Raw genomic sequence first — 26,188 nt, 5'->3', positions numbered from 1 at the left:
TTAACTTAAGAAGTAATTCATTTTAAACTAACTGTAAAATGATGAGAAGCGATTAACAATGATGAACAAAATAGGCCAAGAGGCCTCCGATTTTATGTTACCCACTGATGAGGGAAAATTTTTATCACTTAAAACCTTAAGAGGCAAAAAAGTTATTTTATATTTTTATCCGAAAGATAATACGCCTGGCTGTACAAAGGAAGCTTGTGCCTTTCGAGATAGTTGGTCTAATTTAGAAAAAATTAACACTACGGTAGTTGGTATTTCAAGAGATAGCGTTGGAGCACATCAGATTTTCAAAGAAAAATATAATTTACCATTCACATTATTATCAGATAAAGGGAGTAATGTGTGTGAACAGTATGACGTTTTAGTAGATAAAAGTCTATTCGGAAAAAAATATCAAGGTGTCGAGCGTACCACTTTTTTGATTGATGAAAAAGGGATAATTTTAGCAATTTGGCGTAAAGTCAAGGTAGATGGTCACGTGGTAGAACTTCTGAAAGAATTAAGCTCTGTTAATCAGTCTCAATTGGAGGAAATATAACTTAGTAGCATTCCGGTAAATCGTTCGATTTATGTCAATGGTCGTTCTTCATCATCTACTCATGTATACCATAATATGGGTAATTAGTTGTTTAAGATTTACTGATCATATTTGTTTTTATGTGTATAAAAACATAATTTATTTTTATTGAGTATTTATTTAACAATATATCATATCATCTAGGAAATTGGTTAAGGGTAATTAGTTAAGACAGCTCATCAAACTGCAGAAACTATAAAAAGATATTATTAAACTTTCTACAGGATCGTTAAAAGCTGGAGTTCTAGATGGGACCAGCTATTTCTCTTCTGTATTACCAGAAGCGCATTGCGATATCACAATCTTTTATCACAGTGAAATATGCCTATTAGCTTAGTGTTGTTGGGAAATTCTACAATGAAAGTGAAAGGGATCCGTGATTTTAATTATGAAGAGTAGATTTAGTAATTGTAATTACTTATGGAATTAATTATTTATGGAATGCAATTCTTAGGAAATGCACTTTGGGTATAAAGATCTGTGTTTTACAAGGGATTATCGAGTGACATCTCTAGACAAATCTCCTCTAAGTAAAATGATAACAACATAACACGATGGAGGCGGCGGGGATTGAACCCGCGTCCGTAAATCATCCGCCCTTGATTCTACATGCTTAGCAGCGTCTACTATATTAACTGGCCATTACCCAACGTGCAGGGTAGATGGATAGCGAGCCCTTAAGTTCTTGGCCTTTAAGCAACGGGCTGTACTTAAAGCAAGCCTATATACATGGCCGTTGAGAGGGATCTATAGGCGAACCCCAGCAACGGAAGAAGCATTATGCGTAAGCTTCTTGGAGATAATTGCTATCGTTTGCAACTATTTGTTTGCAACTGATCGATTACGAGTCTACGTTGCCGACTCGACATGCATCTCGGGTTTTAGGATCTACGTCGAAGCCTATTCGCCCCCTCTAAACTAGGACTTTAGCTTTATCCTTAGCTTCATACCACATGTTTATTATTGGTTATGTTTATTATACTTGTTTAAATATTACATCACCTGATGTCTTTCGTAAATGTCTTAATTGAAATATTTATACTCTGGCAGTAAGGCCTGTTTTTCCGCAGTAATTTCATAGTATTCCTGAACTTGATAAAAAAGTGTAACCAGGAGACGAGTAGCTATGCGATAACTATTTTCTGATAACTATTTTCTATTACAATCTGCTTTTTCTGTTCATTGTAATAAAAAGTATGGCTAACAGACGACTACTTTTGTAGAGGGGTGTTGATTTATTTGATTTAAGGCTAGTTTAAGTGATTCCTTCTATATCTTAGTAAATAAAAATAAGATTAGTACAACAGGTATACGTGGGGGGAAAGCGACTCACAAGGAGATGTGCCAAGACATGTGAAGGCAGATAGATAGGCCTTTGATAAGCGGGATTCTATGTATTATTCATAGATATAATTTCCTAGATAAAATAAATGAGGGGAAAATAGACTCATTCATGAAATCTTAACATCCGGTGTTTTTCGCGTTCCCATTCACGGCGTTTGATAGTTTCGCGTTTATCATGCGTCTTTTTACCCTTAGCAAGCGCGATCCCAACTTTTACATTATTTTTATGCCAATGTAAATCAAGCGGCACTACGGTTAAGCCTTTTTTTTGAACAGCACCAAAAAAAATTTCAATTTCATTTTTGTTCAAAAGTAACTTACGTGAGCGCTGTGGGTCGATTTTGATATATTCAGCTATATTGGGAAGCGGAGAAAAATGGGCTCCGATCAACCACGCTTCACCTCCTCTGAAAACCACGTAACTATCACGCAACTGTACTTGTCCAGCGCGAACGCTTTTGACTTCCCAGCCTTCTAGCATTAATCCAGCTTCAAAACGCTGTTCAATATGATAGTCATACCACGCTTTTTTATTTTTGGTAATAAGACAAGGAGTGGGTTTTTTTATGATTTGCTTGTTCATAACGTTAATTATATTATCGAAACCGTATGTTGGATATCAATATCAGTAGAACTATACCCTATAGCCAAAAACAAATGTACGAGTTGGTTAATGATGTGGCATCATATTCAGAATTTATTCCCTTCTGTAGTAATAGCCAAATTGATAGTTATACGCTAGATGAAATATGCGCCACTCTTTCGTTTTCTCGCGGAGACCTTCACAAGTCCTTCACGACATTAAATAGACTTCAACCGCATAGTATGATAGAAATCCATTTTATTAATGGCCCTTTTAAACAACTTGAGGGATTTTGGCAATTTGAGTCTTTAGGCGACGATCAATGTCGTATTTCGTTAGACTTGAAATTTGAATTTACTTCACGATGGCTTGCCTTAATGTTTGAGCCACTATTCCATCAGATAGTAATAATGTTGATTAATTCGTTTTGTAAACGTGCAGATACAATTTATGGTGCAAAGGAAATGATTTGGATTAGTGTTGCTTACGCTACTCTCAAAGAACAGATTGAGATTCCTTTAGTTGTTGAAGAAAACTGTACAGTCGCCCTTGCAATTAAACGTTCCGGTATTTTGCAACAATTTTCAGAAATTAATTTAGGTACAGTACCTGTCGGTATTTATAGTAAACGTACTACACTCGAAGCAAATTTACGCGACGGGGATCGTATCGAAATCTATCGTCCTCTATATATTGACCCTAAAGAAGCTCGATTATTGCGAGCGAAACGTAAAACGAACAAGAGTTCCCGCGATTAATAAGTAAGAATTAAGGCAAGAGTAGTGCTGTCATTTTAAATTTTATTTTATCTGTCCAAAACCGATGACTTAATTATGTATAGATAAAACCATCGAATAGGAGGATTACGTGCTGCACTGGACTGGATGATGTTATTAAGGTAAAAAGTAGAAAAGTAAACAATCAAAAGGTGCAATGACTCTTAATGATGCATCATATAAGAGCTCCTATCTTCTATGTCAGTAAAATTTCATTAGGTTGTATCTCTGGCATCAAATGCTACTTATGCTAAAATTATTAGTGTGCATACAGCGCAATACTGTACTCGTGAGCCAATAGAAAGGAGAATCACCGTTGGAAGATCAAGAACTAAGAAAAGCTGGTCTTAAAGCTACTTTGCCGCGTATTAAAATATTAAGAATATTAGAAAGTGCAGATCCTCGTCACATGAGTGCTGAAGATGTTCATCGAAAATTGATGAAAATGGGAGAAGATGTTGGACTTGCGACAGTTTATCGTGTACTTACTCGGTTTCAAGCGTCTGGACTTGTAGAGCGACATTACTTCGAAGGTGGTCATTCGATTTTCGAAATTGGTCAACGAGAACATCATGATCATTTGGTTTGCTTGCATTGTGGAAAAGTAGAAGAGTTTTTTAATGACATTATAGAAAATTGTCAGGTTGAGATTGCTGAGCAATTAAAATTTAAAATGACTGATCATAATTTGACAATTTATGGTATTTGTCAATGGTGTGAGCAACATGCTTTCTTAAAATAATTTTTCTTCTATAAAAAAAAATTATTTTGTTCAATTACTATTATCCATGCATCGTTGGTGTGACTTAACATTAAGTCAAAGTCATATTTACAGATTCAAAGAATTGAAGTGATTTATTCTTTCAAGAAAGATGCAAGATAGGTAACTAGAACTTAACCTCTCTTTTCACTTATTATGTTATTGCTATATGCTAGTGTAATAAATAAAGTTTGTGTTGTTTTCAATATAAACTCAGAGCATTAAGAAGATCTTTTTCTTACTAGAGAGAAAAACATGACGAATTCTAATATCTTGGTGACGTATTGCTAAATGAGAGATCGCTTAATGTTTCACTTAAACATAGATAAAGTATGTAAAGAAAGGATTTAGATATAGAAGGTTTTCAATTGCTAATATTTTGTGATTAAGTTTTCGATTCTATCGAAGGAAAATTACAGACAGATTTTTATTAACGGAATTGCTTTCCAGTATTTGTAATCATGATGATCTTATAAATAATGATTTTCATAGACGATTGGTGTTTTATTTTTTTCATAAGAAATAATCGATTCTTTTTAAGGATTGCTAATTTTCCCATTATTATGATACTTATTATGATATAATGCATGTCTAGACTATATGAGGCAATGTATATACTTTGAGTAAAATTTTTCATAGGATATGTTTGTTCTATAAACTTTAGCACCGTATGCCAAGTGGTAGTAATTTTCAATATATCCTTGTATTAGTTTCTATCATATTAAGATGACGCTTTTATTTAGCAATTTTGAAGGAAGCTCTTTATATATGGGGACCCGTGTATTTCTTCAACTCATGAGGAAACCAGATAGTTAATTTCGCAATTTGTTTCAACTTCATCAAAAATAACTGGCTTGACATTTTTTTGTGAGAGTCTCTATTACGACTGTTTTATATTATGGCATTAATATATAGAAAATAGAATAGTATTAAATTTTTATACGTTGGTTGTTATCATAAAAATCTTGTTATCTTTTTTTTTGCTATTGTGCTAATTCTTCTACGAATATTTTTCTTTAATTTACAATTGATAGTAGTTAAGTTCTCAGATGTATTTTTCGATATTTTTAAGTGTGTGTTGTACATTATTTGAGTCATTTTTCGACATCGATCGGCTTATTTAATGTAATATAGTGTTTATGAAACATATCACGCATAATGATAACTTTAATTCAGGTGTTTCGAATAAAGGTGGTGTTTAGTATTAAATTAACGTTAAATAACTTGAGTAATAGTATTTTTCATTTTACGTTACATCTGATATCGTGAACACGATCAGTACACTATTCTCAAGACATAGAGGTGAACATTTCATCATTTTGTACAATTAGATGGACTATTTATATCAATTTTAATGAGTGGTTGAGCATCATGTATGAATTATTGATGATCTTAATATTAATTGGTTCAAACTTTCATGTATTTTCTTGTAAATTATTTTATTTTAGTTTTTCAAACTAATGCATTAAAAAAGTGATGGTTTATGATTTCGGTTTTTTATTTATTTATTTAATTGATCTAGTTGAGATTAGATGGATTTTGTAGGTGATAATAACCATGAATTTTTGAAATAGCGTATTGTGAAAATCAAAATTATCCAGCCATGATTATTGGATTTATCTTTTTACGATATTTTTAGTGTCACGATAGTGCATTGATAATATAAAAAAATAGCCAAATCTCGCGATATATGTGGTTTATTAATGTTGTTCTCATATCCCCATCACGCTAGATATTCTACATACGATATATTTATCTATTAATTGTTAAAGAACAAATCAATATTATACTGGCTAATACTAGTATGAACAAGAGCGGTATCAGCTTGTTTACAAAGTATAATCTACGACGTTACAATAATGAAATGATTTGTTTTATCTGTTATTAATCAGTACAATGTCATTGTGCTCTTTTTATTAAAATTTCAGTTAAGTGATTTAATGATCATAGAGCATTTTAAATCTTCGAAGTATGTTTTTCCCAATTTAGTTTACGACGTAATATATCGTAATAATTGTAATTGCGCGGATGGATTAAGCGTAATGGATGTTGGTATTTACTTATATAAATGCTTCCTTCTGGTAAGAGAGGTGTGCGAGGCTGTCCATCATAACTAACATATGGTGATACATCATTTTCTCGTGAGATATTTATTTTTATTTGACTATCGCCATCTATTACGATGGGTCGACTACTTAACGTATGAGGGAACATAGGGACTAAAGCAACAGCATCCAGTTGTGGATGTAAGATAGGACCACCTCCTGATAACGCATAGGCGGTTGAGCCTGTAGGTGTAGTGATGATTAATCCGTCGGCGCGTTGGTGGCAGACAAATACATCATTAATGTAAATATCAAATTCAATCATTTTTGCGATATCTCCGGGTAGTAGCACGACATCATTAATGGCAACTCCTCGTGTGATTACTTTGTTATCATGTTTAGCTCTCATATCCAGTAGAAAACGTATCTCTTCCTTATAATGCCCCTTTAAAATAGTTTCAATTTTGTTAAATTCATTTGAGGGGATATCCGTTAAAAAGCCTAGTCGCCCGCGATTAATTCCTAACACTGGAAGTCCTTGAGGAACAGCAATATGTGCTGCATTTAATAAACTACCGTCACCGCCAACTGCAATTAATAAGTCTATTTTTTCTTTTAATTGTTCTATGGAAACGATAGGTAACTGATGTGTCTTAATCATATGAGCCGAATTTTTTTCCAGATTAACCTCTTTTTTTAAAGAAAGTAGATAATTAGTAAGTGCCGAGAGTGTTTCAGGCACTCCCTCGACCCCTTCACGTCCCATTAAAGCAATCCGATGAAATAACGGCTTATTCATAATGTTTTTGAGCATAGCTGTTTTATTGCTAGAATTCTAGCAATCCATTTATTTTATCAATATTGTTATCAATACTAACATTGTTTCCTATTCTTTTTGTCTCATAACTTCTAGTGCTAGCATATTATTAAGTATTAAGATTGCTTTGGTGTAGGATTCAAAAAAAAATATTTAGGTTTATCGCCTTTATTGCATTATTTTAATTTTATAGTGAAAATTAATGGAGCAACTAAATTTGAATGCCATCTTGATTGTCAAAGTAACTATTGAGAATAAAAGCACTAGTAGTACCTTTGACCCTAACAAAAAATTCAAATTTATAAATTTACTTTTTAAAGAATCGTTCTTTTTAATTTATTAAAAAGATTTTTTTCGAAGAAAATTTTTCGAAGAAAATTTTATTCATTAATAATATTGTTAATTAGAACATTAAATATTTCTTAAAATGAAGAAGATTTAAATACATTTATGTAAGATAGCTTCTGTTACTTTTTAAAAAGATGCCAGAAAGATTGAAAAGATTAAGATAATAGCAAGAAAATGGAGATCAGAATTACGGTGTCAGAGTTGTATCTATAACTTGGTCAAAACTGTTAATACGATTAAATCTTTTGAGCCACTAAACTACATGTAGAGATAGCTAACTACATATAGAGATACTAACTACATGTGGAGATAGTTATTGATATGTAAAGAATTGAGATAACTTAGAATAACATGATAAGAATAATTTTTTTGATTTTACAGAAGATTACTTATTTATATGAATATGAATCTCTGCATTGGTTTTTAAAAAAATTAATCATGGAAAGTTATAGTGAAGATAACTGATAGTTTTATTAGTAAATTTTTACTTGAAAAAATAAAAACCAATATAAAAATTCTATACTGTCATATTAAAGCAGTTATTGATACCTACAATCGAAGTCAGTAATTTGAAATTAAATTCAGGATAATTTGAAAATTTTGTATAAAAAACCGCTTATTTTTCCATATAGTTACAAGATTATTTACAGTTAGATTTTATTAATTGGAAATGAAACTTGAAAACATAATAAGAAAAATAAGAAAAAAAATTTTAAAAAATTATTTATCTGATTTAGAAAATCTCGGTTTAAACAAAGGTATTATCGTCGTTTCGTGGAGAGAATAGCAAACAATTTATATAACTTATCTAGTGTGTACTCACTACTACCAAATTTTTTATGATTATAAAAGAATTAACAGAAGTAGTTTCGTTTGTAATATTTATTCTATAAATTTATACGAAAGTATACGAAAGTAAACGAAATATTCAAAAGTATTTTAGTAAGGAAAATAAGGTAGAGACTTTATTATAGCAAGATCGACTTAGCAATAAGAAATGACTACTAATATTTTTATTCTTTTTTAACATAAAGATATGAAACAATACTTAAACTTCATGGGGATATTTAATATAACTAATGTTCGAGTTACGTAATATAGTAACTCTCTAAGATATTAGGATAGAATTTAAAAATTAACAGATCCACTTTTTATTTTACTAGAATTTTGTATAAAAATGAAGTTTTTTAGTTTTCAAAATCAATTAATGCGTAAAAACCGTCTTTTTTGATAAAAAGTATTAACAAAATACAACAAAACTATTACAATGTTCCTACTGCCTCATACAAGAGACAGTATTTTGTTACTTATTGAAATAATAAAATAGATTGAAGCAGAGCTTTTATTGATGTTCAATTAGAAACAAGACAAAGTGATTATTTACGCTTGATTTTATTTAGCCGTTCAAATTGAGTCAGTGTATCGTATGCAAAAAATAAATACTGATTAAGAAGCAAATACTGATTAAGTAGCCAGCCTATGAGATAGGTTGAATGGATGTAGACTTATAGGAAAGTTTTACAGAAAACCAAATTCTATTGTAGTATGTGATGCCTGACGATCGGAGAAATAAGAATGAGTAAAAACGATAAAACTATATTTGAACTCAAAAATAAACATGAAGAGACCATTAAAGTGGGAAAAATCATTGGGTCGGAAGGAGAGGAGTTAAAGGAGGAACCAAAAACGAAGGCAGAGGAGTCACAAGTAGAGAATATTCAATCTAAAATAGTAGAATCTCCTCCAGAGGAGATTGAATGTCGTAGATGTGAAACATGGAAAGATCAATTAACCAACATGGCATATAAGGTAGAGGAATATAAAGATCAATTCCTTCGTGTCAAGGCTGAAATAGATAATCTACGTAAGCGAACGGAACGAGAAAAAGCTGATGCAATAAAGTATGGCGCAAGTCGATTACTCACGGATCTTTTTCCCGTCGTCGATAGTTTAATTCATGGCCTTCAAAGCCCCGAATCACAAGATCCATATGCTAAGAATATCCGAGAGGGTATGAACTTAACACTGGAGTTGCTGTACAAAATATTAAGCAAGCATGGTGTTGAAATTATTGATCCCAAACCTGGTGATTTTTTTAATCCAGCATTCCATGAAGCTATGTCTGTTCAGAAAATGCCTACTGCAAAAGCTGACACTATCGTTCAGGTTATGCAAAATGGATATCGACTCAACGGTCGAGTTTTACGGGCAGCGAGGGTAATAGTTGTCGGATAGATTATTAAGAGGATAGATTATTAAGATTAACAATTAGCGTATTTGAATGTACTCAGAACATAACTAAGATACACGATAGTCGGGGTTATATGCGTAAAAAAAAAGAGAATGGTGATATAGAGCCACAAGGCCATTTACTAGATAGGCTTGGCTTAATTATCTGTGTGAAGGTAAGTCGTTCGAAAATTCCAGTTAATGCTGCAGAGAATTAGAATTATCCCTCAAGTTGTTATTTTAAACTAAAAGATTAGGAATGAACAAATTAAATGAAGATTCTGAAATCCTATACTAGTTATAACAAGCAGGTACCCAAGTATCATTTTAAAAATGCAGCATAATTTATAGAGAAAAGGTTAAATCGAAACTTTCTCACAAAACGAATGAAAGATATGCCGTTTTTAAGTTGTCTTTCTGCGCACACGGTTTTACATAGGAGGGTAGATAATCAAGCACTCTTCCAAGTACTCGAAGGAGCTGATTCATCAAGGTTATCTTCATTTGATATACAGCGCATCATACAGTGCTCCATTTTTTGTGATTTGGCACATACAAAAAGTAAGTCGTGATTAAATAGGAAAATATTGTTCTGTCCAGAAGTTGGGTGGAACTTCTAAAAACCTCTTTTCCTACCATCCTTAGAAATTTGAAGATACAAGATTGTACATTAAATGTGCATCACACGCTAAAATGCTCTTAGAAACCTGTACTAACATTACATCGTTAAGGCATTCCCTTGAAATCTAAAACGCCGTCCCCACTTATACTCAGTATGTGTAGAGGGCAGCCCTAAATCTTTATTTTTGAGAGGAAAGAGAATGGCAACTATTGGTATTGACTTAGGCACTACGAACTCCTGCGTTGCGATAATGGAGAGCGGAAAGGTGCGTGTGATTGAGAACTCTGAAGGTTCCCGTACCACACCGTCGATTGTCGCTTATACCAAAGATGGTGAAATATTGGTTGGCGCGTCAGCGAAACGCCAAGCAGTAACCAATCCTGATAGAACTTTATTCGCCATTAAACGATTGATTGGTCGTTGTTTTGATGACAGAATTGTGCAAAAGGATATTAAGATGGTGCCTTACAAGATCGTCAAAGCGGATAATGGTGATGCTTGGGTGGAAATTATCGATAAAGATGAAAAAGCTGAAAAATTAGCGCCTCCACAAATTTCAGCGCAAGTTTTAATAAAGATGAAGAAGACGGCTGAAGATTATCTTGGTCATGAAGTTAAAGATGCGGTAATTACTGTGCCGGCTTATTTTAATGATTCCCAACGGCAAGCGACGAAAGACGCTGGTAAAATTGCAGGTCTTAATGTCAAACGAATTATTAATGAGCCTACCGCTGCCGCCTTAGCTTATGGTATAGATAAGAAAAAAGGTGATCGAAAAATTGCAGTTTATGATTTAGGAGGTGGCACGTTTGATGTTTCTATTATCGAAATTGCTGAAGTAGATGGTGAACACCAATTTGAGGTATTGGCTACCAATGGTGATACTTTCCTGGGCGGTGAAGACTTCGATTTACGTTTAATTGAGTATTTAGCCAGTGAGTTTAGGAAAGATGTGGGTATTGATTTACACAGCGATCCTTTAGCCTTACAGCGTCTAAAAGAAGCTGCAGAAAAGGCGAAAATTGAGCTTTCATCAAGTCAACAAACTGATGTAAATTTGCCGTATATTACAGCAGACGTTTCTGGTCCAAAACATTTAAATATTCGTGTTACTCGCACGAAACTCGAGTCACTCGTCGAGGGCTTGATTGAGCGCACGATTGAGCCATGTAAAAACGCTATTAAGGATGCGGGATTCAAGGTTTCTGAAATTGATGACGTGATCTTAGTAGGTGGCCAAACTCGCATGCCTAAAGTACAAGAAGCCGTAAAAGATTTTTTTCAGAAAGAAGCGCGTAAAGACGTAAATCCAGATGAAGCTGTTGCGATTGGTGCTGCAATTCAGGGAGCTGTTTTATCGGGCGCAGTAAAAGATGTGCTGTTGCTTGATGTCACACCATTATCTCTGGGAATTGAGACTTTCGGTGGTGTAATGACAAAACTTATCCAAAAGAATACCACAATTCCAACAAAAGCGAACCAGGTATTTTCTACAGCGGAAGATAGTCAAACAGCTGTTACTGTACATGTGTTGCAAGGGGAACGTGAAATGGCGTCAGCAAATAAATCGCTAGGTCGTTTTGATCTCACCGATATTCCTCCAGCACCTCGTGGTATTCCGCAAATTGAAGTGACTTTCGATATCGATGCAAATGGTATTTTGCATGTGTCGGCAAAAGATAAAGCGACTGGGAAAGAGCAATCGATTGTTATTAAAGCATCGAGTGGCTTGTCTGATGAAGAAGTGGAGAAAATGGTGAAAGACGCAGAAGCGCATAAAGATGCCGATCGTCAGTTCCATGAGTTAGTCAATGCACGAAACCAAGCAGACGCGATAATTTACGCTACAGAAAAATCCATGAGAGATCTTGCCGGTGATATCTCTTCGGAAGAGAAAAGTGCTATTGAAAAAGCTATCGAAGCACTCAAAGAAGCAATGAAAGGCAACACCCGAGAGGCTATTGAAGCAAAAACAAAAGCATTGACAGAACACTCCTCGAAATTGATTGAACGTGTTTATGCGAAAAAAAGTACTGTAGCTGCATCTGGTCCTGAAGCTAGCGTTGGAAACGAAAGTAAGGCCAAGGCCAAGGATAAACAGAAAGAAGATGTTGTCGATGCAGAGTTTGAAGAAGTCGGAGACGAGAAGAAAAAAGATGAAGGGAAAAAATAATAGGGGAAAAAAATAATAGCCATCGTTGTTCCTTCAAGAGTGAGAATCTAGGATTTAGTCTCGTTCATTCTTTCTGTTTGGTTGTCTGACGAGCTAAAATCGGGAAAACAAAAATAGTCATGCCATCAAAACGCGATTACTACGAAGTTCTTGGTCTCAGTCGCAGTGCGACCGAAGCTGAGATAAAAAAGGCTTTCCGCCGTTTAGCCATGAAATACCATCCCGATCGCAATCCAGGCGACAAAGATGCTGAAATGAAATTCAAGGAAGCACGTGAAGCCTATGAAGTGCTTTCTGATTCGCATAAACGCGCTTCTTACGATCAATTCGGTCATGCTGGTGTCGAACAATCATTTAGTGGAGGGACGACGGCAACTAGTGGTGGATTTGGTTTTGGAGATTTAGGCGATATTTTTGGTGATATCTTTGGGGACATTTTTGGTGGCAGTCGGGGACAATCACGTGAACAGCGAGGTTCCGATCTCGTATATAATTTAGTTTTATCACTTGAAGAAGCTGTTCACGGCATTACCCAGACTATAAAGGTTCCTACGTGGGTAAAGTGTGATACCTGTGATGGGAGAGGTATTAAGAGAGGGGGTGAACCAGTTTTTTGCCAACGGTGTGGCGGGACGGGTCAAATGCGTATACAACACGGTTTCTTGCAAGTTCAGCAAACCTGTTCTGTTTGTCGAGGTACAGGGCGAGTTGTTAAAAATCCTTGTTTTGATTGCCAAGGACAAGGCCGTTGCCGGCAAACGCAAACCTTATCTGTTAAAATACCTCCTGGTATTGACTCAGGTGATCGTATTCGATTAGCTGGCAGGGGTGAAGCGGGGGTGTTTGGAGCACCCACAGGCGATCTGTACGTTCAAATCCGCGTTAAGTCACATCCTCTTTTTCATAGGGAGGGTAATAATTTACATTCAGAAGTGCCAATTAGCTTTGTAACCGCTGCACTAGGCGGCGAAGTGGAAATTCCAACACTTGATGGTACTGTCAAGCTAACTATTCCTCCAGAGACTCAAACTGGAAAACAGTTCCGCTTACGCGGCAAAGGCGTAAAAGCTCTTCGAATCGGCGCTGTTGGTGATTTGATCTGCCAAATCACCGTTGAAACACCTATAAAATTAAGCTCTGAACAAAAAAAATGTCTTAAACAATTTGAAGATCTGTTAAAAAAAGACGAAAAAAGTCATAGCCCACGCACTCGTAGCTGGTTTGATAGCGTAAGAGATTTTTTTACCGCTAGATAAAAATTTGATTCTTTCATTTTCTTCCCTTGCAGGATGTATTTAGGTCATCTTTATTTTAAAAAAGATTCTGGTGTCAAGTATTTCTTAATTCACTACAGATCATTTAACTCCAATTGATTACATGACGTAATACTAGTAGGTTTAGAATACAGATAATATCAATTTCTCCCTTACACTTAACTAAATAATGTCGATGTTGATTATTCGAAACAATTAACAAGATTGGCATTACTATTTGAATCTTTGGTGTTTTAATATATTTGTTGTATGAAGTGCCAAACTTGAGGTAATGATCAGAGCTTTAAGGTGTGAGAAATAAAAGGATCGATATCAGCAGCTAAGGTTAACTCTCGCATTTTCTTAGACTTACTTACTGCTATTCGATATTAGATGGAATCTTATTGATATTTTATAAAACGACTGGAGTAATTTGGCGTCGATTAGACTTTCATCTATCTATCTCAATTTTAGCCTAGTTTGTAGTAATTCTCTCAAATAAAGGTTGAGATAAATATTAATGTTGGTCTACAGAAGGTACAAGTAGCTACTAAGTTTCCGGAGAATTCTTTGAAGAGTATAAAGCTACAGACGGAAAAGAGCTCCATACTAAAATTGGGTAATTAATGATATGTTACCAAAATCTTCCTTCCTATTCTCTTTAGAATCGCTTATTCTGTGGCAAATTTTATCTTGGATTCTAATAAGTATAAGGGGTGCTTCTGTACGATGAGTGATTTAAATCTACTTAATGAACGAAAGCCGGCGATTTTGGTGTTAGCCGATGGCAGTTTCTTTTTTGGAAATTCCATTGGCACTGAAGGGACTACAGTTGGGGAAGTAATCTTTAATACTACTATGACAGGTTATCAAGAAATCTTAACTGATCCCTCTTACGCAGAACAAATTATCACTTTCACTTATCCGCACATTGGTAACGTAGGCGTTAATGCTAACGATTTAGAATCTTATCAAATTTGGGCGGCTGGACTTATCATTCGTGAATTATCTCCTATTGCTAGCAATTGGCGAGCAGAACAATCGCTAGATGATTATTTAAAAGAAGAAGGAGTGGTAGCTATTGATGGAGTTGACACACGACGTTTAACACGTTTAATTCGCCAACACGGAGCATTACACGGTTGCATTATAGCAGGTGGCAAGATGGACACTGGCCAAGCACTTCAACAAGCACGTGCCTATTCTGGTTTAAAAGGAAAGGATCTTTCTACAGTTGTTTCGACAACAAAAGTAGAAATATGGACGGAAGGAACTCTAGCTCTTACTTCTACAAGAAAATCTCCACCAATCAACCAATATCGTGTATTGGTTTATGATTATGGTTTGAAGCATCAAATCGCACGATTACTTATCGGTAGTGGTTGCTCCGTGACTATCGTACCTGCGCAAACTTCTGTAGAAGAAGCGCTCAATTTAAAACCTGATGGCGTGGTATTATCCAATGGACCAGGGGATCCTGCAGCTTGTAGTTATGCTATCGCAACTATCCGGAAGTTTTTAGAAAAAGAAATACCACTCCTAGGTATTTGTTTAGGTTTTCAGTTATTGATACTGGCATGTGGTGGAAAAACCAAAAAAATGAAATTTGGTCATCATGGAGCAAATCATCCCGTACAAGATATAAGGGATGGTCGTGTTTTTATTACCAGTCAAAATCATAGTTTTTCAGCGAATGAAGCAGATTTACCAGAAATTTTACGAATAACTCATCGCTCTTTATTTGATGGAACATTGCAAGGCATTGCACACAAAACGAAACCCGCAATTGCTTTTCAAGGGCATCCAGAAGCTAGTCCCGGACCTCAAGATATGCAAGGAATTTTTGAAGATTTTATTCAGTTGATGAAAAGACAATGCCAAAAAGAATCGATATAAAAAGTGTATTAATTATCGGAGCAGGACCAATTGTTATTGGACAAGCTTGTGAGTTTGATTATTCAGGAACTCAAGCTTGTCGTGCCTTGCGTGAAGAAGGATATCGCGTTATTTTGGTGAATTCCAATCCAGCGACTATCATGACTGATCCAGATCTTGCCGATGCTACTTACATTGAACCTGTTTGTTGGGAAACGATTGCAAAAATTATCGAAAAAGAAAAACCGGATGTCTTATTACCGACTATGGGCGGACAAACTGGATTAAATTGCGCGCTTGATTTGGTACGTAAGGGTATTTTAAAAAAATATGATGTGGAATTAATTGGCGCCTCTCGTGAATCTATTGATAAAGCTGAAGATCGCGCCTTATTTCAAAAGACCATGGAAAAAATCGGTCTACAAACCCCACAATCAGGTCTTGCCCATTCAATGCAAGAAGCCTGGAAAATATTAAGCAAGGTTGGATTTCCTGCGATTATTCGTCCATCATTTACGTTGGGCGGAAGTGGAAGCGGTATTGCGTATAATTGTGATGAATTTCTAGAAATTTGCACGCGCGGTTTGGAATTATCTCCCACAACAGAAATACTAATCGACGAATCTATTGCAGGATGGAAAGAATTTGAACTAGAAGTCGTACGGGATCAAAAAGATAATTGCCTTATTGTTTGTAGCATGGAAAATGTCGACCCTGTTGGTATTCATACAGGTGATTCCATCACAGTAGCGCCTGCTCAAACGTTAACTGATAAAGAATACCAACAGATGCGTGATGCCGCGATTGCGATCCTGCGCGAAATTGGTATAGAAACCGGTGGTTCTAATGTGCAATTTGCAATTAATCCTGACGATGGTCGATTGATTGTCATTGAAATGAATCCGCGCGTATCGCGCTCGTCCGCACTAGCCTCTAAAGCTACAGGATTTCCTATTGCAAAAGTAGCTGCGAAATTAGCAGTAGGATATACATTAGATGAATTGAAAAATGAAATTACGGGCGGCTGTATGTCAGCATCGTTTGAACCAACCATTGATTACGTCGTCACAAAAATTCCGCGATTTAGTTTCGAAAAATTTCCCCTTACAGTACCGCGTTTGACTACACAAATGAAATCTGTCGGCGAAGTAATGGCTATTGGACGTACTTTTCAAGAATCATTACAAAAGGCCATTCGCAGTTTGGAAATCGGAGTTTTTGGATTAGAGCCAAAAATAAGAATTGACACTCTAGAAATTGATGAGACGTTTCACGAACAAGTTAAAAAAGAACTACGCTTCGCTGGACCTAATCGATTATGGTTCATTGCTGATGCATTTCGAATGGGTTTTAGTGTAAATCAGGTTCATGATGACAGTAAAATTGATCATTGGTTTTTAGTGCAAATCGAAGAACTTGTCCGGCTAGAAAAAATAGTAGCAGATAAATCACTTAAGACATTATCCCATGATGAGTTTTTTCATTTAAAACGCAAGGGATTTTCAGATAGGCGTTTAGCCCAATTATTAAAGACTACTGAGAATCAGGTACGTCGTTATCGACATAAATTGAAAATTCATCCTGTCTATAAACGTGTAGATACTTGTGCTGCAGAATTTGCAACCGATACCACCTATCTTTATTCCACTTATGAAGAGGAAAATGAATGTGCTCCGACTAAACGAAATAAAATCATGGTGTTGGGAAGTGGACCCAATCGCATTGGACAGGGGATTGAATTCGATTATTGCTGTGTTCATGCCGCATTGGCTATGCGAGAGCTTGGCTATGAAAGTATTATGGTAAATTGTAACCCTGAAACTGTTTCCACTGATTTTGATATTGCTGATCGATTGTATTTTGAGCCGTTAACTTTGGAAGATACTCTGGAAATCATTGCCATTGAAAAACCTAAAGGTGTCATTGTGCAATTTGGTGGTCAAACACCACTAAAATTGGCGAGAGCATTAGCAAAACTACATGTGCCTATTATTGGCACAAGTCCGGATTCTATTGATCGGGCTGAAGATCGTGAACGCTTCCAAACTCTCGTGCAGCAATTAGGATTACGACAACCGCTTAATGGCACTGTACGGAGCGTCGAAGAGGGACTACGTTTAGCAAACGTTTTCGCTTATCCACTTGTTGTCCGCCCCTCTTATGTTTTAGGAGGGCAGGCTATGAAAGTAATTTACAGTGAAAAGGAATTAACTCACTATATGACAAAAGACGTTATCCTTTCTAAGAATGAACCTTTATTATTGGATCGTTTTTTGGATGACGCTATCGAAGTAGATATTGACGCAATATGTGATGGTAAAGACGTTCTCATTGGTGGTATCTTGGAACATATTGAACAAGCAGGGGTTCATTCTGGAGATTCTTCGTGTACATTTCCCCCGCATAGCTTAAGTCAAACTATTCAAAATCGACTACGAGAACAAGTGTGCCTAATTGCCAAGGAACTCACGGTCATTGGGTTAATCAACGCTCAATTTGCTATTCAAGGAGATGAAATTTACATTCTTGAAGTGAATCCGCGCGCTTCCCGCACCGTTCCTTTTGATGCTAAGGCAACAGGCTTGCCATTGGCAAAAATAGCTGCGCGATGTATGGTTGGCGTCTCGTTAAAAGAACAAGGCTATACGACGGAATGTATTCCTCCCTATTTCGCGGTGAAAAAACCGGTTTTTCCTTTTAATAAATTTTCTGAAGTTGATCCCATTTTGGGCCCAGAAATGCGTTCCACTGGTGAAGCCATGAGTATTGCTGAAAATCTTGGCCATGCTTTTGCAAAAGGGCAATTGAGTGGTGGAGATGTTCTGCCTTTAAGTGGTAAAGTATTCATTAGCGTCCGTGATGCAGATAAAGAACGGGCACTCAAGGTGGCAAAGGCTTTGGTCGATTTAAGGTTTGAAGTAGTATCTACACGTGGAACCGCAAGGGTCTTACAGGCAGCTGGGATTCCCTGCATGCTCATTAACAAGGTTACTGAAGGGCATCCTCATATTCTTGATATGATCAAGAATGACCAAATTAGTTTTATCATTAACACGACCGAAGGCGAACAAGCTATAGAAGATTCATATACCATTCGTGTAAGCGCAGTTCAACATAAAGTATATTATACCACCACCTTAGCAGGTGGAGAGGCTACCGTTTTAGCTATTCAGGCAAAGGACTTTCGTGATGTATATCGGCTTCAAGATTTACACCAACTCTGTATTATATAATTTTTTCGCCTTTAGTGTGATTTAGAGTGAAAGGTTTGTTAAACTACCTGCGCATACATGCATAGTTGTCGTCGGTGAGGTGATGGTGATACAAGTGACAGTCCCTATTACGATTAGCGGCATTACAAAATTGCGATTAGAACTTGAGCATTTAAAAATGATAGAGCGTCCGAAAATCATTGCAGCTATTGCTGAAGCACGTGCCCATGGTGATCTTAAGGAAAATTCTGAATATCATGCTGCTCGTGAACGTCAATCTTTCATCGAAGGTCGAATCATGGAAATCGAAACAAAATTATCCAATTGTCAACTTATTGATATCTCTAAAATTCCCAATAGGGGGAAAGTCATTTTTGGATCAAAAGTTACCTTATTGAATTTAAAAACGAAAACTCAAGTTACCTATCAAATTGTAGGAGTTGATGAAGCTGATGTAAAGGAAAATAAAATTTCTGTCACTTCCCCAATAGCTCGTGCCCTAATTGGCAAATATATTGAAGATATTATTGAAGTTAATGCTCCTGAGGGATCAATGAAATATGAAATTGTAGATGTAAAGTATCTTTGAAAAGATCTACATTTCAGCTCATTTTAAAAATATCACATAGGGGTGGTAACCATAGGATATGTATGACAATTAACATAAACCATATGCTGAACCGATTATGGTATATGTGGATTTACTAGAAACATAGAAACATGATGATCATTATCTTATAATCTCTAAGCTTTTATTAGTTAATAAATATAACTTAACGGTTTACTAGCTAAAACTGGTAACAATGGTCACTGTTATTATTAATGGTGGACTATATGACAATTACAATCAAAATATTTCGTTAATCCGATAGTAGACGAAATACTGCAGTAAAAACGCAATTTAACAACAAGTTATTATTTACAAACACTCGCTATATATCCTAATATAAATTATTTTATCCACTTTATATTGCAACCTTGACTAGGTTTTTGATCAGGGTTTATCTGTTTTCCAGTCAGAAGGTTGTTAAGCGCATGACATAAATCTTCACCTGTAACTTGAGTGTTTCGACCAGGACTCGAAGCATCGAAACGACCATGGTAAACGCAAACAAGATTTTTATCGTAAATATAAAAATCAGGAGTACATGCAGCTTGGTAAGCTTTTGCCACCTCTTGAGTTTTATCAAAAAGATAAGGAAAGGAATAGCCGAACTTTTCCGCAACCTCCTTCATTTTTTCAGGAGCATCTTCCGGATAATTTGCAATATCGTTGGAATTAATAGCAACAAACTGAACACCCTTAGTCTGGTATCTTCTAGCAATTTCAGTTAATTTTCCTTGAATATGCTGAACGAAAGGGCAGTGGTTACAAATAAACATAATCACCGTTGCTTTGTCTGATTTTAATTGATTGAGTGACATTGTTTTGCCGCTCACTGTATCAACTAACTCAAACTGATGTGCTTTTGTATTTAAGGGGATCGTTGTTGAAGGGATTAATGCCATAATTTTCTCCTTTAATTTTGTCATTACTTTTCTATTAACCACTTTGCATACCGGATCAGTAATTGTTTTCCATCATTCAACCAAAGATTAAGTTCATCAGTTAGATAAATCACATTCCTGGAATATGTTTTCATAAAATTGTACAAAAAACTATAAACATCCTCTCCAACTATCTCTTAAACTAGCCGGAAAACAATTACCAACTCTTAATGATAATACTTAGCTTGTATTGGCGCAAGAATATAAGTTATGCGTATGACTTAGTGATATTTTTGTATTTCTTTGTCTTACCATGCACTGTTTATGGTGTTAGATTCGGTATCAAGCTTTATACGACAAGCTAAATAAAGCAAGATGAAACATGAACTTAAATGAGTGATATTTCTGATAATACTAGGGAAAAGATAAGTCACCATATAAAATGGTGGCGATAATTTTTTCTTATTGCTCATGCTATCATGTGAAACAGTACATGTTAAAAGGAAAACTCACACAAATATCTTTATGAACAGACTTTATTTATCCATGTAATTGCATTACATTGCATGGTGCATAATCAGTAAAATCAAAGTATTTAAATAGAGTATTTAAATAAGAAAAGGAAGAAAGAAAACGATTTAAAAACCTTTTAAAAACCTTGTTGTGTTCTATTGCACGACTGTGTTTGCTCTCGTATGTACCCCATTATGGTGTTCTCAACGATAGAAAACTCAAATTCTTCGTTGTCATCGTTTATCGAATTAATTGCTTATATCTCAAAAGCTTCTTTGAGTTTCTTTTTGAGTAGATGGTTTTTTAGAGTAATATAATCTGGCATCCCTCTCTTATATGGAGGATAGGCTTCACCCTGAATAAGGGGTTCTAGATAGGCACGACAGGGTTCAGTAATATCAAAACCATCGTCAGAGATATAATTACGTGGCATTTTACATTCGATATTAGCGACAGCTGATAGGGGAGCTGTGCCGATGCTCCATTGATAATTAGGGACATTTTTTTCTCGCTGAATCGTTAACATCACATCAGATTGTCCGGAGAGCGCATATTCTACAGCCGCCTTCCCTAATGCATAAGCTTGATCCAAATCTGTTTGTGAAGCAATATGTCGTGCAGCACGTTGTAAATAGTCGGCTACGGCCCAATGGTATTTAAGATTAAGATTTTTTTTGATTAGTCTCGCTAAAACTGGAGCAACACCACCTAATTGTTCGTGTCCAAATGCATCACGTAATCCCGATTCAGCAATGAGATGACCATCAGGATGGCGAATGCTTTCAGAAGCAACAATGACACAATAGCCTTCTTTATCAATAGATTTCTTGACTTTGGCTAGGAAAACCTTTGTTTGAAAAGGCACTTCGGGAAATAAAATGATATGAGGAGGATCATTGGATTGTCGTTTTCCCAGTGCTGCAGAAGCAGCGATCCAACCTGTGTGCCGACCCATAACTTCTAGAATAAAGACCTTAGTGGAATGCACCGCCATACCACGAATGTCGAGTGCTGCTTCCTGCGTGGAAATAGCAACATATTTAGCAACTGAACCAAATCCAGGACAGCTATCTGTAAAAGGCAAGTCGTTATCGATAGTTTTTGGGATGCCAATACAGACCATTGGATAGTGCATTGCTTTACTTAATTGTGAGAGTTTATGCGTTGTATCTTGTGAATCTCCTCCGCCATTATAAAAAATATATCCGATATGATGAGTTTTAAAAACATCAATCAGACGTTTATATTGTCGGCAATCTTTATCAATATCAGCGAGTTTATATCGACAGGAGCCAAACGCACTAGAAGGAGTATAACGTAAGGCAGCGAGGGCTTCAGGAGATTCTAAACTTGTATCGATAAGCTCTTCTTTGAGGGCACCAACAATACCATTACGTCCAGCCAACACTTTGTTGATTTGATAAGGATATTTTGCAGCCGTTTGGATGACTCCACAGGCAGTAGCGTTAATTACAGCTGTTGCTCCACCGGATTGAGCGTAAAAAATATTTTTCTTATTCATATGTTTTATATTTCTTGACTTTGAACTAAAACAAACTAAAATGCAAAGGTTATGACATGGAATAAAGCCAATGTCAAAAAAAGACTCTAATCGTATCTTATCTTTATCTACCGCTCTGCTGTCTCTAATTTTTATCATCCGGTGTATTGAGATATGGAAATCTTTTAGGAAAATTTTCAGTTAGTTCTATGATTTTTAAAGTATCATAAAGCTGATTTGATGTCTGGAAAAGAGAATCATATGTTTTACTAACAGATAAAAACAGTATGTCACCAAGTCAAATACAAGTTCTTCACTCACTATACGAAAATGAACTTTCCTGCAAAATACAAGCGTGTTGAGAAAGTTAAACCAGTACAACACTTTCCCAATCACAGTGGTAAATCCAATTTGCATAAATACTTTAGTGAAGTAGCAATTGTGAAACCGATGCTTTCAAGTCCTTATATAAAGAAAGGTAGTAGTATGGTTAAGAAAGTTAATAACATAACCAATGTTTGCGATACTTTATCCAAGCATGCATTGGCTGTTTCCTGTTTTGCCATCTCTAATTTTTCCATCCCTAATCTTAGTATGTGTAAGGAATGAGAGAGAATGTTTTTAAATAAATTTCATCATCTTGCCTAGAACAACAACAAACTGCAAAATGAAAAATGTAGATGCCATTTTTATTTTAGTTAATTTAGCTACTGCTTCCTGCAATAATTCTTATAACAAAATTACATGACATACAAAGTCACTTAATTCATGAACTTATCCAGCGCCTGACCTTATTGGGGAAGAATTGGAGAGGCGAGGAGTGTAACAAAGTTTTCTAATCCACATTCTAAAGTACCAGCATCATTAAACAATGACAGAACATACTAATTCAATGAGGTACATTGGACGTTGTGCACTTCGTTTGATTCTCGATCATCGTATGTTTTCCCATACAACTTCAACACTTATTGTACACTTGTAAGATTTATAAGATTATTGAAGATTGGATCAAGATATTTAAAGATAATAGGATAGTTAAAAAAACTAACCTACCAAAAAAACCGTAACCAAAATGTTGTGATGTTTTAATAATCATTGTGGGTGTTTTCACAATTATAGTTTTAACATTCCATACAGTTGATATGAAGTTTCAGACTATGATGTGGCGTTTTATTGCATGCTGTTTTGGATGAGGTTACGATCCTGTTTAATGTAGTGCAAATGTTTATGCATGTGGTTAAGATTAAGGCATTGGTAGTACAGATTCTCTAATACTTCGCCTTACATCATGATCACAACGTGACATCCGCCATCAGTTGGCTAACTCAACTGATGAAGCTCTTTATACTATGCTCATGATAAACTTGATGCAATTTACGATAAATATACTTGTTTGATGATTAACTAATCGGGCATAACCACTATTGGGCAGAAAATTAGAAACAAAACTCAAGACGAACCGGATTAGTTCTACTTAATTAACATAACAATGGGTACAACGGAAAAAATGATTTCCGTCAATAGTCAATATCAAAAAATTCTTAGTTCACTTATTTATTATTTATTGTATTGTATTTTTGTCTGGAATTTTAGTGTATTAGTGTAGTGCCTTCTTTTGTGCGTTCGTTGCTGGTAACAGCATTCCGTCTTTTTTAATGAAGACGAGCCATGATTTCGAGGAAATTATGTTAGATCCTAAATTGTTACGTCAAGATTTAAATAAAGTGGTGAGCAAATTACGTCGTCGTGGTCTTAAACTAGATAGAAAAACTTTTCTTGCGCTTGAAGAAAATCGTAAGAGTTATCAAAAAATAACGCAAACACTCCAAAAGAAAAGAAATCAATTGTCTAAAGCGATTGGAATGGCTAAATCTAGGGGTGAGGATGTCACTGATTTAATGGTTGAAGTTGTATATCTTGGAGATGAATTAAAACAGTACAAAATCAAACTTGAAGTCACACAGAGGAAGCTTACTAATTTTCAATTATCCTTACCTAACCTGCCACACGATTCAGTTCCGAATGGCATCAATGAGAATGATAATTTAGAAAAACGTAAATGGGGAATTTTAAGAACCTTCAATTTTACACCAAAAGATCATGTTACTTTAGGTGAATTGCGGGGGGATTTAGATTTTGAAGCGGCAGCTAAGCTGTCAGGCTCTCGTTTTGTAGTGTTACGTGGTACTTTAGCTCGACTACAACGCGCATTGTCACATTTTATGATGGATTTACATATTGAACAGCATGGTTATCAGGAAATATATGTGCCTTATCTGGTTCATGAAGAATGTTTGTATGGGGCAGGGCAATTGCCTAAATTTCGTGAGGATCAATTTAGTATAGCAGGTGATTGGGATCTGGTTCTTATTCCAACTGCAGAAGTACCATTAACAAATTTAGCACGTAATGAAATTATTGAGGCTGAGGTATTGCCAAAAAAACTAGTGGCTCAAACGCCCTGTTTTCGAAGTGAGGCGGGGTCGTATGGAAAAGATATGCGTGGCATGATTCGTCAGCATCAATTTCAAAAAGTAGAACTTATTCAGTTAGTCAAGCCTAATAGTTCTTATCAGGCATTAGAAGAATTAACAAGTCATGCCGAGGAAGTTTTGCAGTTATTGCAACTTCCATATCGTTTGGTAGAATTATGTACGGGTGACTTGGGTTTTACAGCAGCAAAGACTTACGATCTAGAAGTGTGGTTACCAGGTCAGGGTTGTTATCGAGAAATTTCTTCTTGCACCAATTGTGAGGCATTTCAGGCACGTCGTATTCGCGCACGCTGGAGAAACCCAGCGACAGGGAAGTTAGAATTACTTCACACCCTAAATGGCTCGGGACTTGCTGTTGGCCGAGCGCTAACTGCAGTGATGGAAAATTACCAGGAAGCTGATGGGAGTATTCGAGTGCCGGATGTGTTGAAAGATTATATGGGCGGGATTAATTATTTTTGATTTTTTGATGAGATTCAAAAAAAACAAGACAAAACATTAAGATATATGCTTTGCGCATGAGTTGCTAGTACACCGATATATATTAGAATATATAGGCTTCACTGGTTTATCATATAGGCATCTTCAGAAGATGCCTATGTTCAAAATAGCAGCTATTAGGAGGCTTTTGCTCTCTGTCTTTTGTTTGAGTACGGTAGCTACTGAATAAACGTAGCTACTGAATAAGTGCTATCTTTGTTGTACATATTTATATCTATAACAAAGGATAATAAATGAATAAAGGTCGACTTTCGGATGATCGTTGGTTGAAATCTACCTCATACTGGTTTCTGATAGGATGCTATAATCAACGTCGACATAGTGTTTGTTGTTACTCTTCTAATTTTGTTTAATATTTTTCCTTTGTGAAGTACAGAGCATATTAGAGACTATTGACATTAATGTATTAACATCAATAGTTATAGAAATAGAGGTTATGGATAATAACATGAGGTAGAGGACTGAATAACTTTTTAGGCAAAAGAAAACTCTTCTTACAGAAAATTATAGCATCAAAGTGATTTGGATATTTAATTAATAGGAGAGATGGCAGAGCGGTTGAATGCGACGGTCTTGAAAATCGTTGAGGAGGTAACTCCTTCCAGGGTTCGAATCCCTGTCTCTCCGATAATAGCTTAAGCTATTAAGATCTCTTATACTATTTAATTAATTATATTCGTAAAATATTCAGTTAGTTTCTGGAAATCTACAAATGCATTAGAATTGGTCGTTCACTATTCAATCTCATGATCATCACCTTTCCTTCTTATTCATCCCGTTTGGTTTAGCACTGGTTGGAGATTTTTGCATTATTAAATTGTGAAAATCTTTTCGACCCATTCTATACAAATACCACATTTGATTCAGTCTTTTTTAGTCTCTGCTTTAGTAGTATACTGGTTATCTCTATTAAAATAGAAGATTATATTTTTACTTAATTATTTCTATAGTTGTAAGTAAAATTTATAGACAGAAAATATTATAGATACTTTTTCCAGAGAATGCGAACCTGTTTTCATCGCTAAACAAAAAGAATTAGTAATTGAGCTAGAACGATACAACACAAC

The 26,188-nt window shown here is 35.6% G+C and carries 14 protein-coding genes, 1 tRNA gene, 1 other RNA gene and 1 pseudogene; 12 read left to right on the top strand and 5 right to left on the bottom strand.

The features are described 5' to 3' along the window. Positions 1 to 61 precede the first annotated feature (61 nt). Positions 62 to 547 carry a thioredoxin-dependent thiol peroxidase gene (gene bcp / locus CEAn_RS02190; protein WP_244670042.1) on the top strand — a complete coding sequence of 162 codons (486 nt, stop codon included), beginning with the start codon at positions 62 to 64 and terminating at the stop codon, positions 545 to 547. A gap of 591 nt (positions 548 to 1,138) precedes the next feature. Here bcp and ssrA read toward each other — a convergent pair. Both ssrA and smpB read right to left on the bottom strand, forming a co-directional pair. Further along, positions 1,139 to 1,498, bottom strand: a transfer-messenger RNA (tmRNA) gene (gene ssrA, locus CEAn_RS02185). Positions 1,499 to 2,033: 535 nt separating this feature from the next. Next, positions 2,034 to 2,513, bottom strand: coding sequence for an SsrA-binding protein SmpB (gene smpB, locus CEAn_RS02180; RefSeq protein ID WP_211923598.1), 480 nt, complete (start codon positions 2,511 to 2,513; stop codon positions 2,034 to 2,036). Positions 2,514 to 2,539: 26 nt separating this feature from the next. Here smpB and CEAn_RS02175 point away from each other — a divergent pair. The 3 genes and pseudogenes from CEAn_RS02175 to fur all read left to right on the top strand — a co-directional run. Next, positions 2,540 to 2,881, top strand: a pseudogene (locus tag CEAn_RS02175) (type II toxin-antitoxin system RatA family toxin); the annotation flags it as partial. 96 nt (positions 2,882 to 2,977) lie between these two features. After that, entirely contained in the window at positions 2,978 to 3,271 is a 294-nt protein-coding gene (locus CEAn_RS02170; protein ID WP_211924160.1) for an RnfH family protein, read from the top strand. Positions 3,272 to 3,605: 334 nt separating this feature from the next. After that, entirely contained in the window at positions 3,606 to 4,031 is a 426-nt protein-coding gene (fur, locus tag CEAn_RS02165; RefSeq protein ID WP_211923597.1) for a ferric iron uptake transcriptional regulator, read from the top strand. Between the two features lie 1,974 nt (positions 4,032 to 6,005). Here the strand turns inward: fur and CEAn_RS02160 are convergent. After that, entirely contained in the window at positions 6,006 to 6,908 is a 903-nt protein-coding gene (locus tag CEAn_RS02160) for an NAD(+) kinase (protein WP_211923596.1), read from the bottom strand. A gap of 1,926 nt (positions 6,909 to 8,834) precedes the next feature. Here CEAn_RS02160 and grpE point away from each other — a divergent pair. The 6 genes from grpE to greA all read left to right on the top strand — a co-directional run bounded on the left by grpE (position 8,835) and on the right by greA (position 19,212). After that, a complete protein-coding gene (gene grpE, locus CEAn_RS02155; RefSeq protein WP_211923595.1) occupies positions 8,835 to 9,494 on the top strand; it encodes a nucleotide exchange factor GrpE in 660 nt (219 codons plus the stop codon). Between the two features lie 815 nt (positions 9,495 to 10,309). Next, positions 10,310 to 12,283 carry a molecular chaperone DnaK gene (dnaK, locus tag CEAn_RS02150; protein ID WP_211923594.1) on the top strand — a complete coding sequence of 658 codons (1,974 nt, stop codon included), beginning with the start codon at positions 10,310 to 10,312 and terminating at the stop codon, positions 12,281 to 12,283. Between the two features lie 119 nt (positions 12,284 to 12,402). Then, a complete protein-coding gene (dnaJ, locus tag CEAn_RS02145; protein ID WP_211923593.1) occupies positions 12,403 to 13,539 on the top strand; it encodes a molecular chaperone DnaJ in 1,137 nt (378 codons plus the stop codon). Positions 13,540 to 14,265: 726 nt separating this feature from the next. Further along, on the top strand, positions 14,266 to 15,432 hold the full coding sequence (carA, locus tag CEAn_RS02140) for a glutamine-hydrolyzing carbamoyl-phosphate synthase small subunit (protein WP_211923592.1): 1,167 nt from the start codon (positions 14,266 to 14,268) through the stop codon (positions 15,430 to 15,432). Beyond that, positions 15,411 to 18,644: a carbamoyl-phosphate synthase large subunit gene (gene carB / locus CEAn_RS02135; RefSeq protein WP_211923591.1), complete on the top strand. Its 3,234-nt coding sequence runs from the start codon at positions 15,411 to 15,413 to the stop codon at positions 18,642 to 18,644. The genes carA and carB overlap by 22 nt, the downstream gene beginning before the upstream one ends. A gap of 82 nt (positions 18,645 to 18,726) precedes the next feature. After that, positions 18,727 to 19,212, top strand: coding sequence for a transcription elongation factor GreA (greA, locus tag CEAn_RS02130; RefSeq protein WP_211923590.1), 486 nt, complete (start codon positions 18,727 to 18,729; stop codon positions 19,210 to 19,212). Positions 19,213 to 19,574: 362 nt separating this feature from the next. Here greA and CEAn_RS02125 read toward each other — a convergent pair whose 3' ends face one another. Both CEAn_RS02125 and CEAn_RS02120 read right to left on the bottom strand, forming a co-directional pair. Further along, positions 19,575 to 20,132 (bottom strand): thioredoxin family protein, encoded by a 558-nt coding sequence (locus CEAn_RS02125; RefSeq protein WP_211923589.1) that lies wholly within the window; start codon positions 20,130 to 20,132, stop codon positions 19,575 to 19,577. Between the two features lie 748 nt (positions 20,133 to 20,880). Beyond that, positions 20,881 to 22,146, bottom strand: a complete 1,266-nt coding sequence (locus CEAn_RS02120) for a 6-phosphofructokinase (protein WP_211923588.1) — start codon at positions 22,144 to 22,146, stop codon at positions 20,881 to 20,883. Positions 22,147 to 23,810: 1,664 nt separating this feature from the next. Between CEAn_RS02120 and serS the strand changes: the two genes are divergently transcribed. Continuing rightward, complete coding sequence (gene serS / locus CEAn_RS02115; protein ID WP_211923587.1) at positions 23,811 to 25,082, top strand: serine--tRNA ligase; 1,272 nt, start codon at positions 23,811 to 23,813, stop codon at positions 25,080 to 25,082. Positions 25,083 to 25,661: 579 nt separating this feature from the next. Further along, a tRNA-Ser gene (locus tag CEAn_RS02110) sits at positions 25,662 to 25,748 on the top strand. The last annotated feature ends 440 nt before the right edge of the window (positions 25,749 to 26,188 follow it).

Source organism: Coxiella endosymbiont of Amblyomma nuttalli, from assembly GCF_018107685.1.
Lineage (GTDB): Bacteria > Pseudomonadota > Gammaproteobacteria > Coxiellales > Coxiellaceae > Coxiella.
This window is presented reverse-complemented; position numbering and strand designations above follow the sequence as displayed.

What these genes read in the sequence shown, in the direction of transcription:
- grpE (WP_211923595.1), top strand. Translation starts at nt 8,835, where the DNA reads ATGAGTAAAAACGATAAAACTATATTTGAACTCAAAAATAAACATGAA.
- dnaJ (WP_211923593.1), top strand. Translation starts at nt 12,403, where the DNA reads ATGCCATCAAAACGCGATTACTACGAAGTTCTTGGTCTCAGTCGCAGT.
- serS (WP_211923587.1), top strand. Translation starts at nt 23,811, where the DNA reads ATGTTAGATCCTAAATTGTTACGTCAAGATTTAAATAAAGTGGTGAGC.
- CEAn_RS02120 (WP_211923588.1), bottom strand. Translation starts at nt 22,146, where the DNA reads ATGAATAAGAAAAATATTTTTTACGCTCAATCCGGTGGAGCAACAGCT.
- greA (WP_211923590.1), top strand. Translation starts at nt 18,727, where the DNA reads ATGGTGATACAAGTGACAGTCCCTATTACGATTAGCGGCATTACAAAA.
- carA (WP_211923592.1), top strand. Translation starts at nt 14,266, where the DNA reads ATGAGTGATTTAAATCTACTTAATGAACGAAAGCCGGCGATTTTGGTG.
- dnaK (WP_211923594.1), top strand. Translation starts at nt 10,310, where the DNA reads ATGGCAACTATTGGTATTGACTTAGGCACTACGAACTCCTGCGTTGCG.
- CEAn_RS02160 (WP_211923596.1), bottom strand. Translation starts at nt 6,908, where the DNA reads ATGCTCAAAAACATTATGAATAAGCCGTTATTTCATCGGATTGCTTTA.
- CEAn_RS02125 (WP_211923589.1), bottom strand. Translation starts at nt 20,132, where the DNA reads ATGGCATTAATCCCTTCAACAACGATCCCCTTAAATACAAAAGCACAT.
- CEAn_RS02170 (WP_211924160.1), top strand. Translation starts at nt 2,978, where the DNA reads ATGATTTGGATTAGTGTTGCTTACGCTACTCTCAAAGAACAGATTGAG.
- smpB (WP_211923598.1), bottom strand. Translation starts at nt 2,513, where the DNA reads ATGAACAAGCAAATCATAAAAAAACCCACTCCTTGTCTTATTACCAAA.
- bcp (WP_244670042.1), top strand. Translation starts at nt 62, where the DNA reads ATGAACAAAATAGGCCAAGAGGCCTCCGATTTTATGTTACCCACTGAT.
- carB (WP_211923591.1), top strand. Translation starts at nt 15,411, where the DNA reads ATGCCAAAAAGAATCGATATAAAAAGTGTATTAATTATCGGAGCAGGA.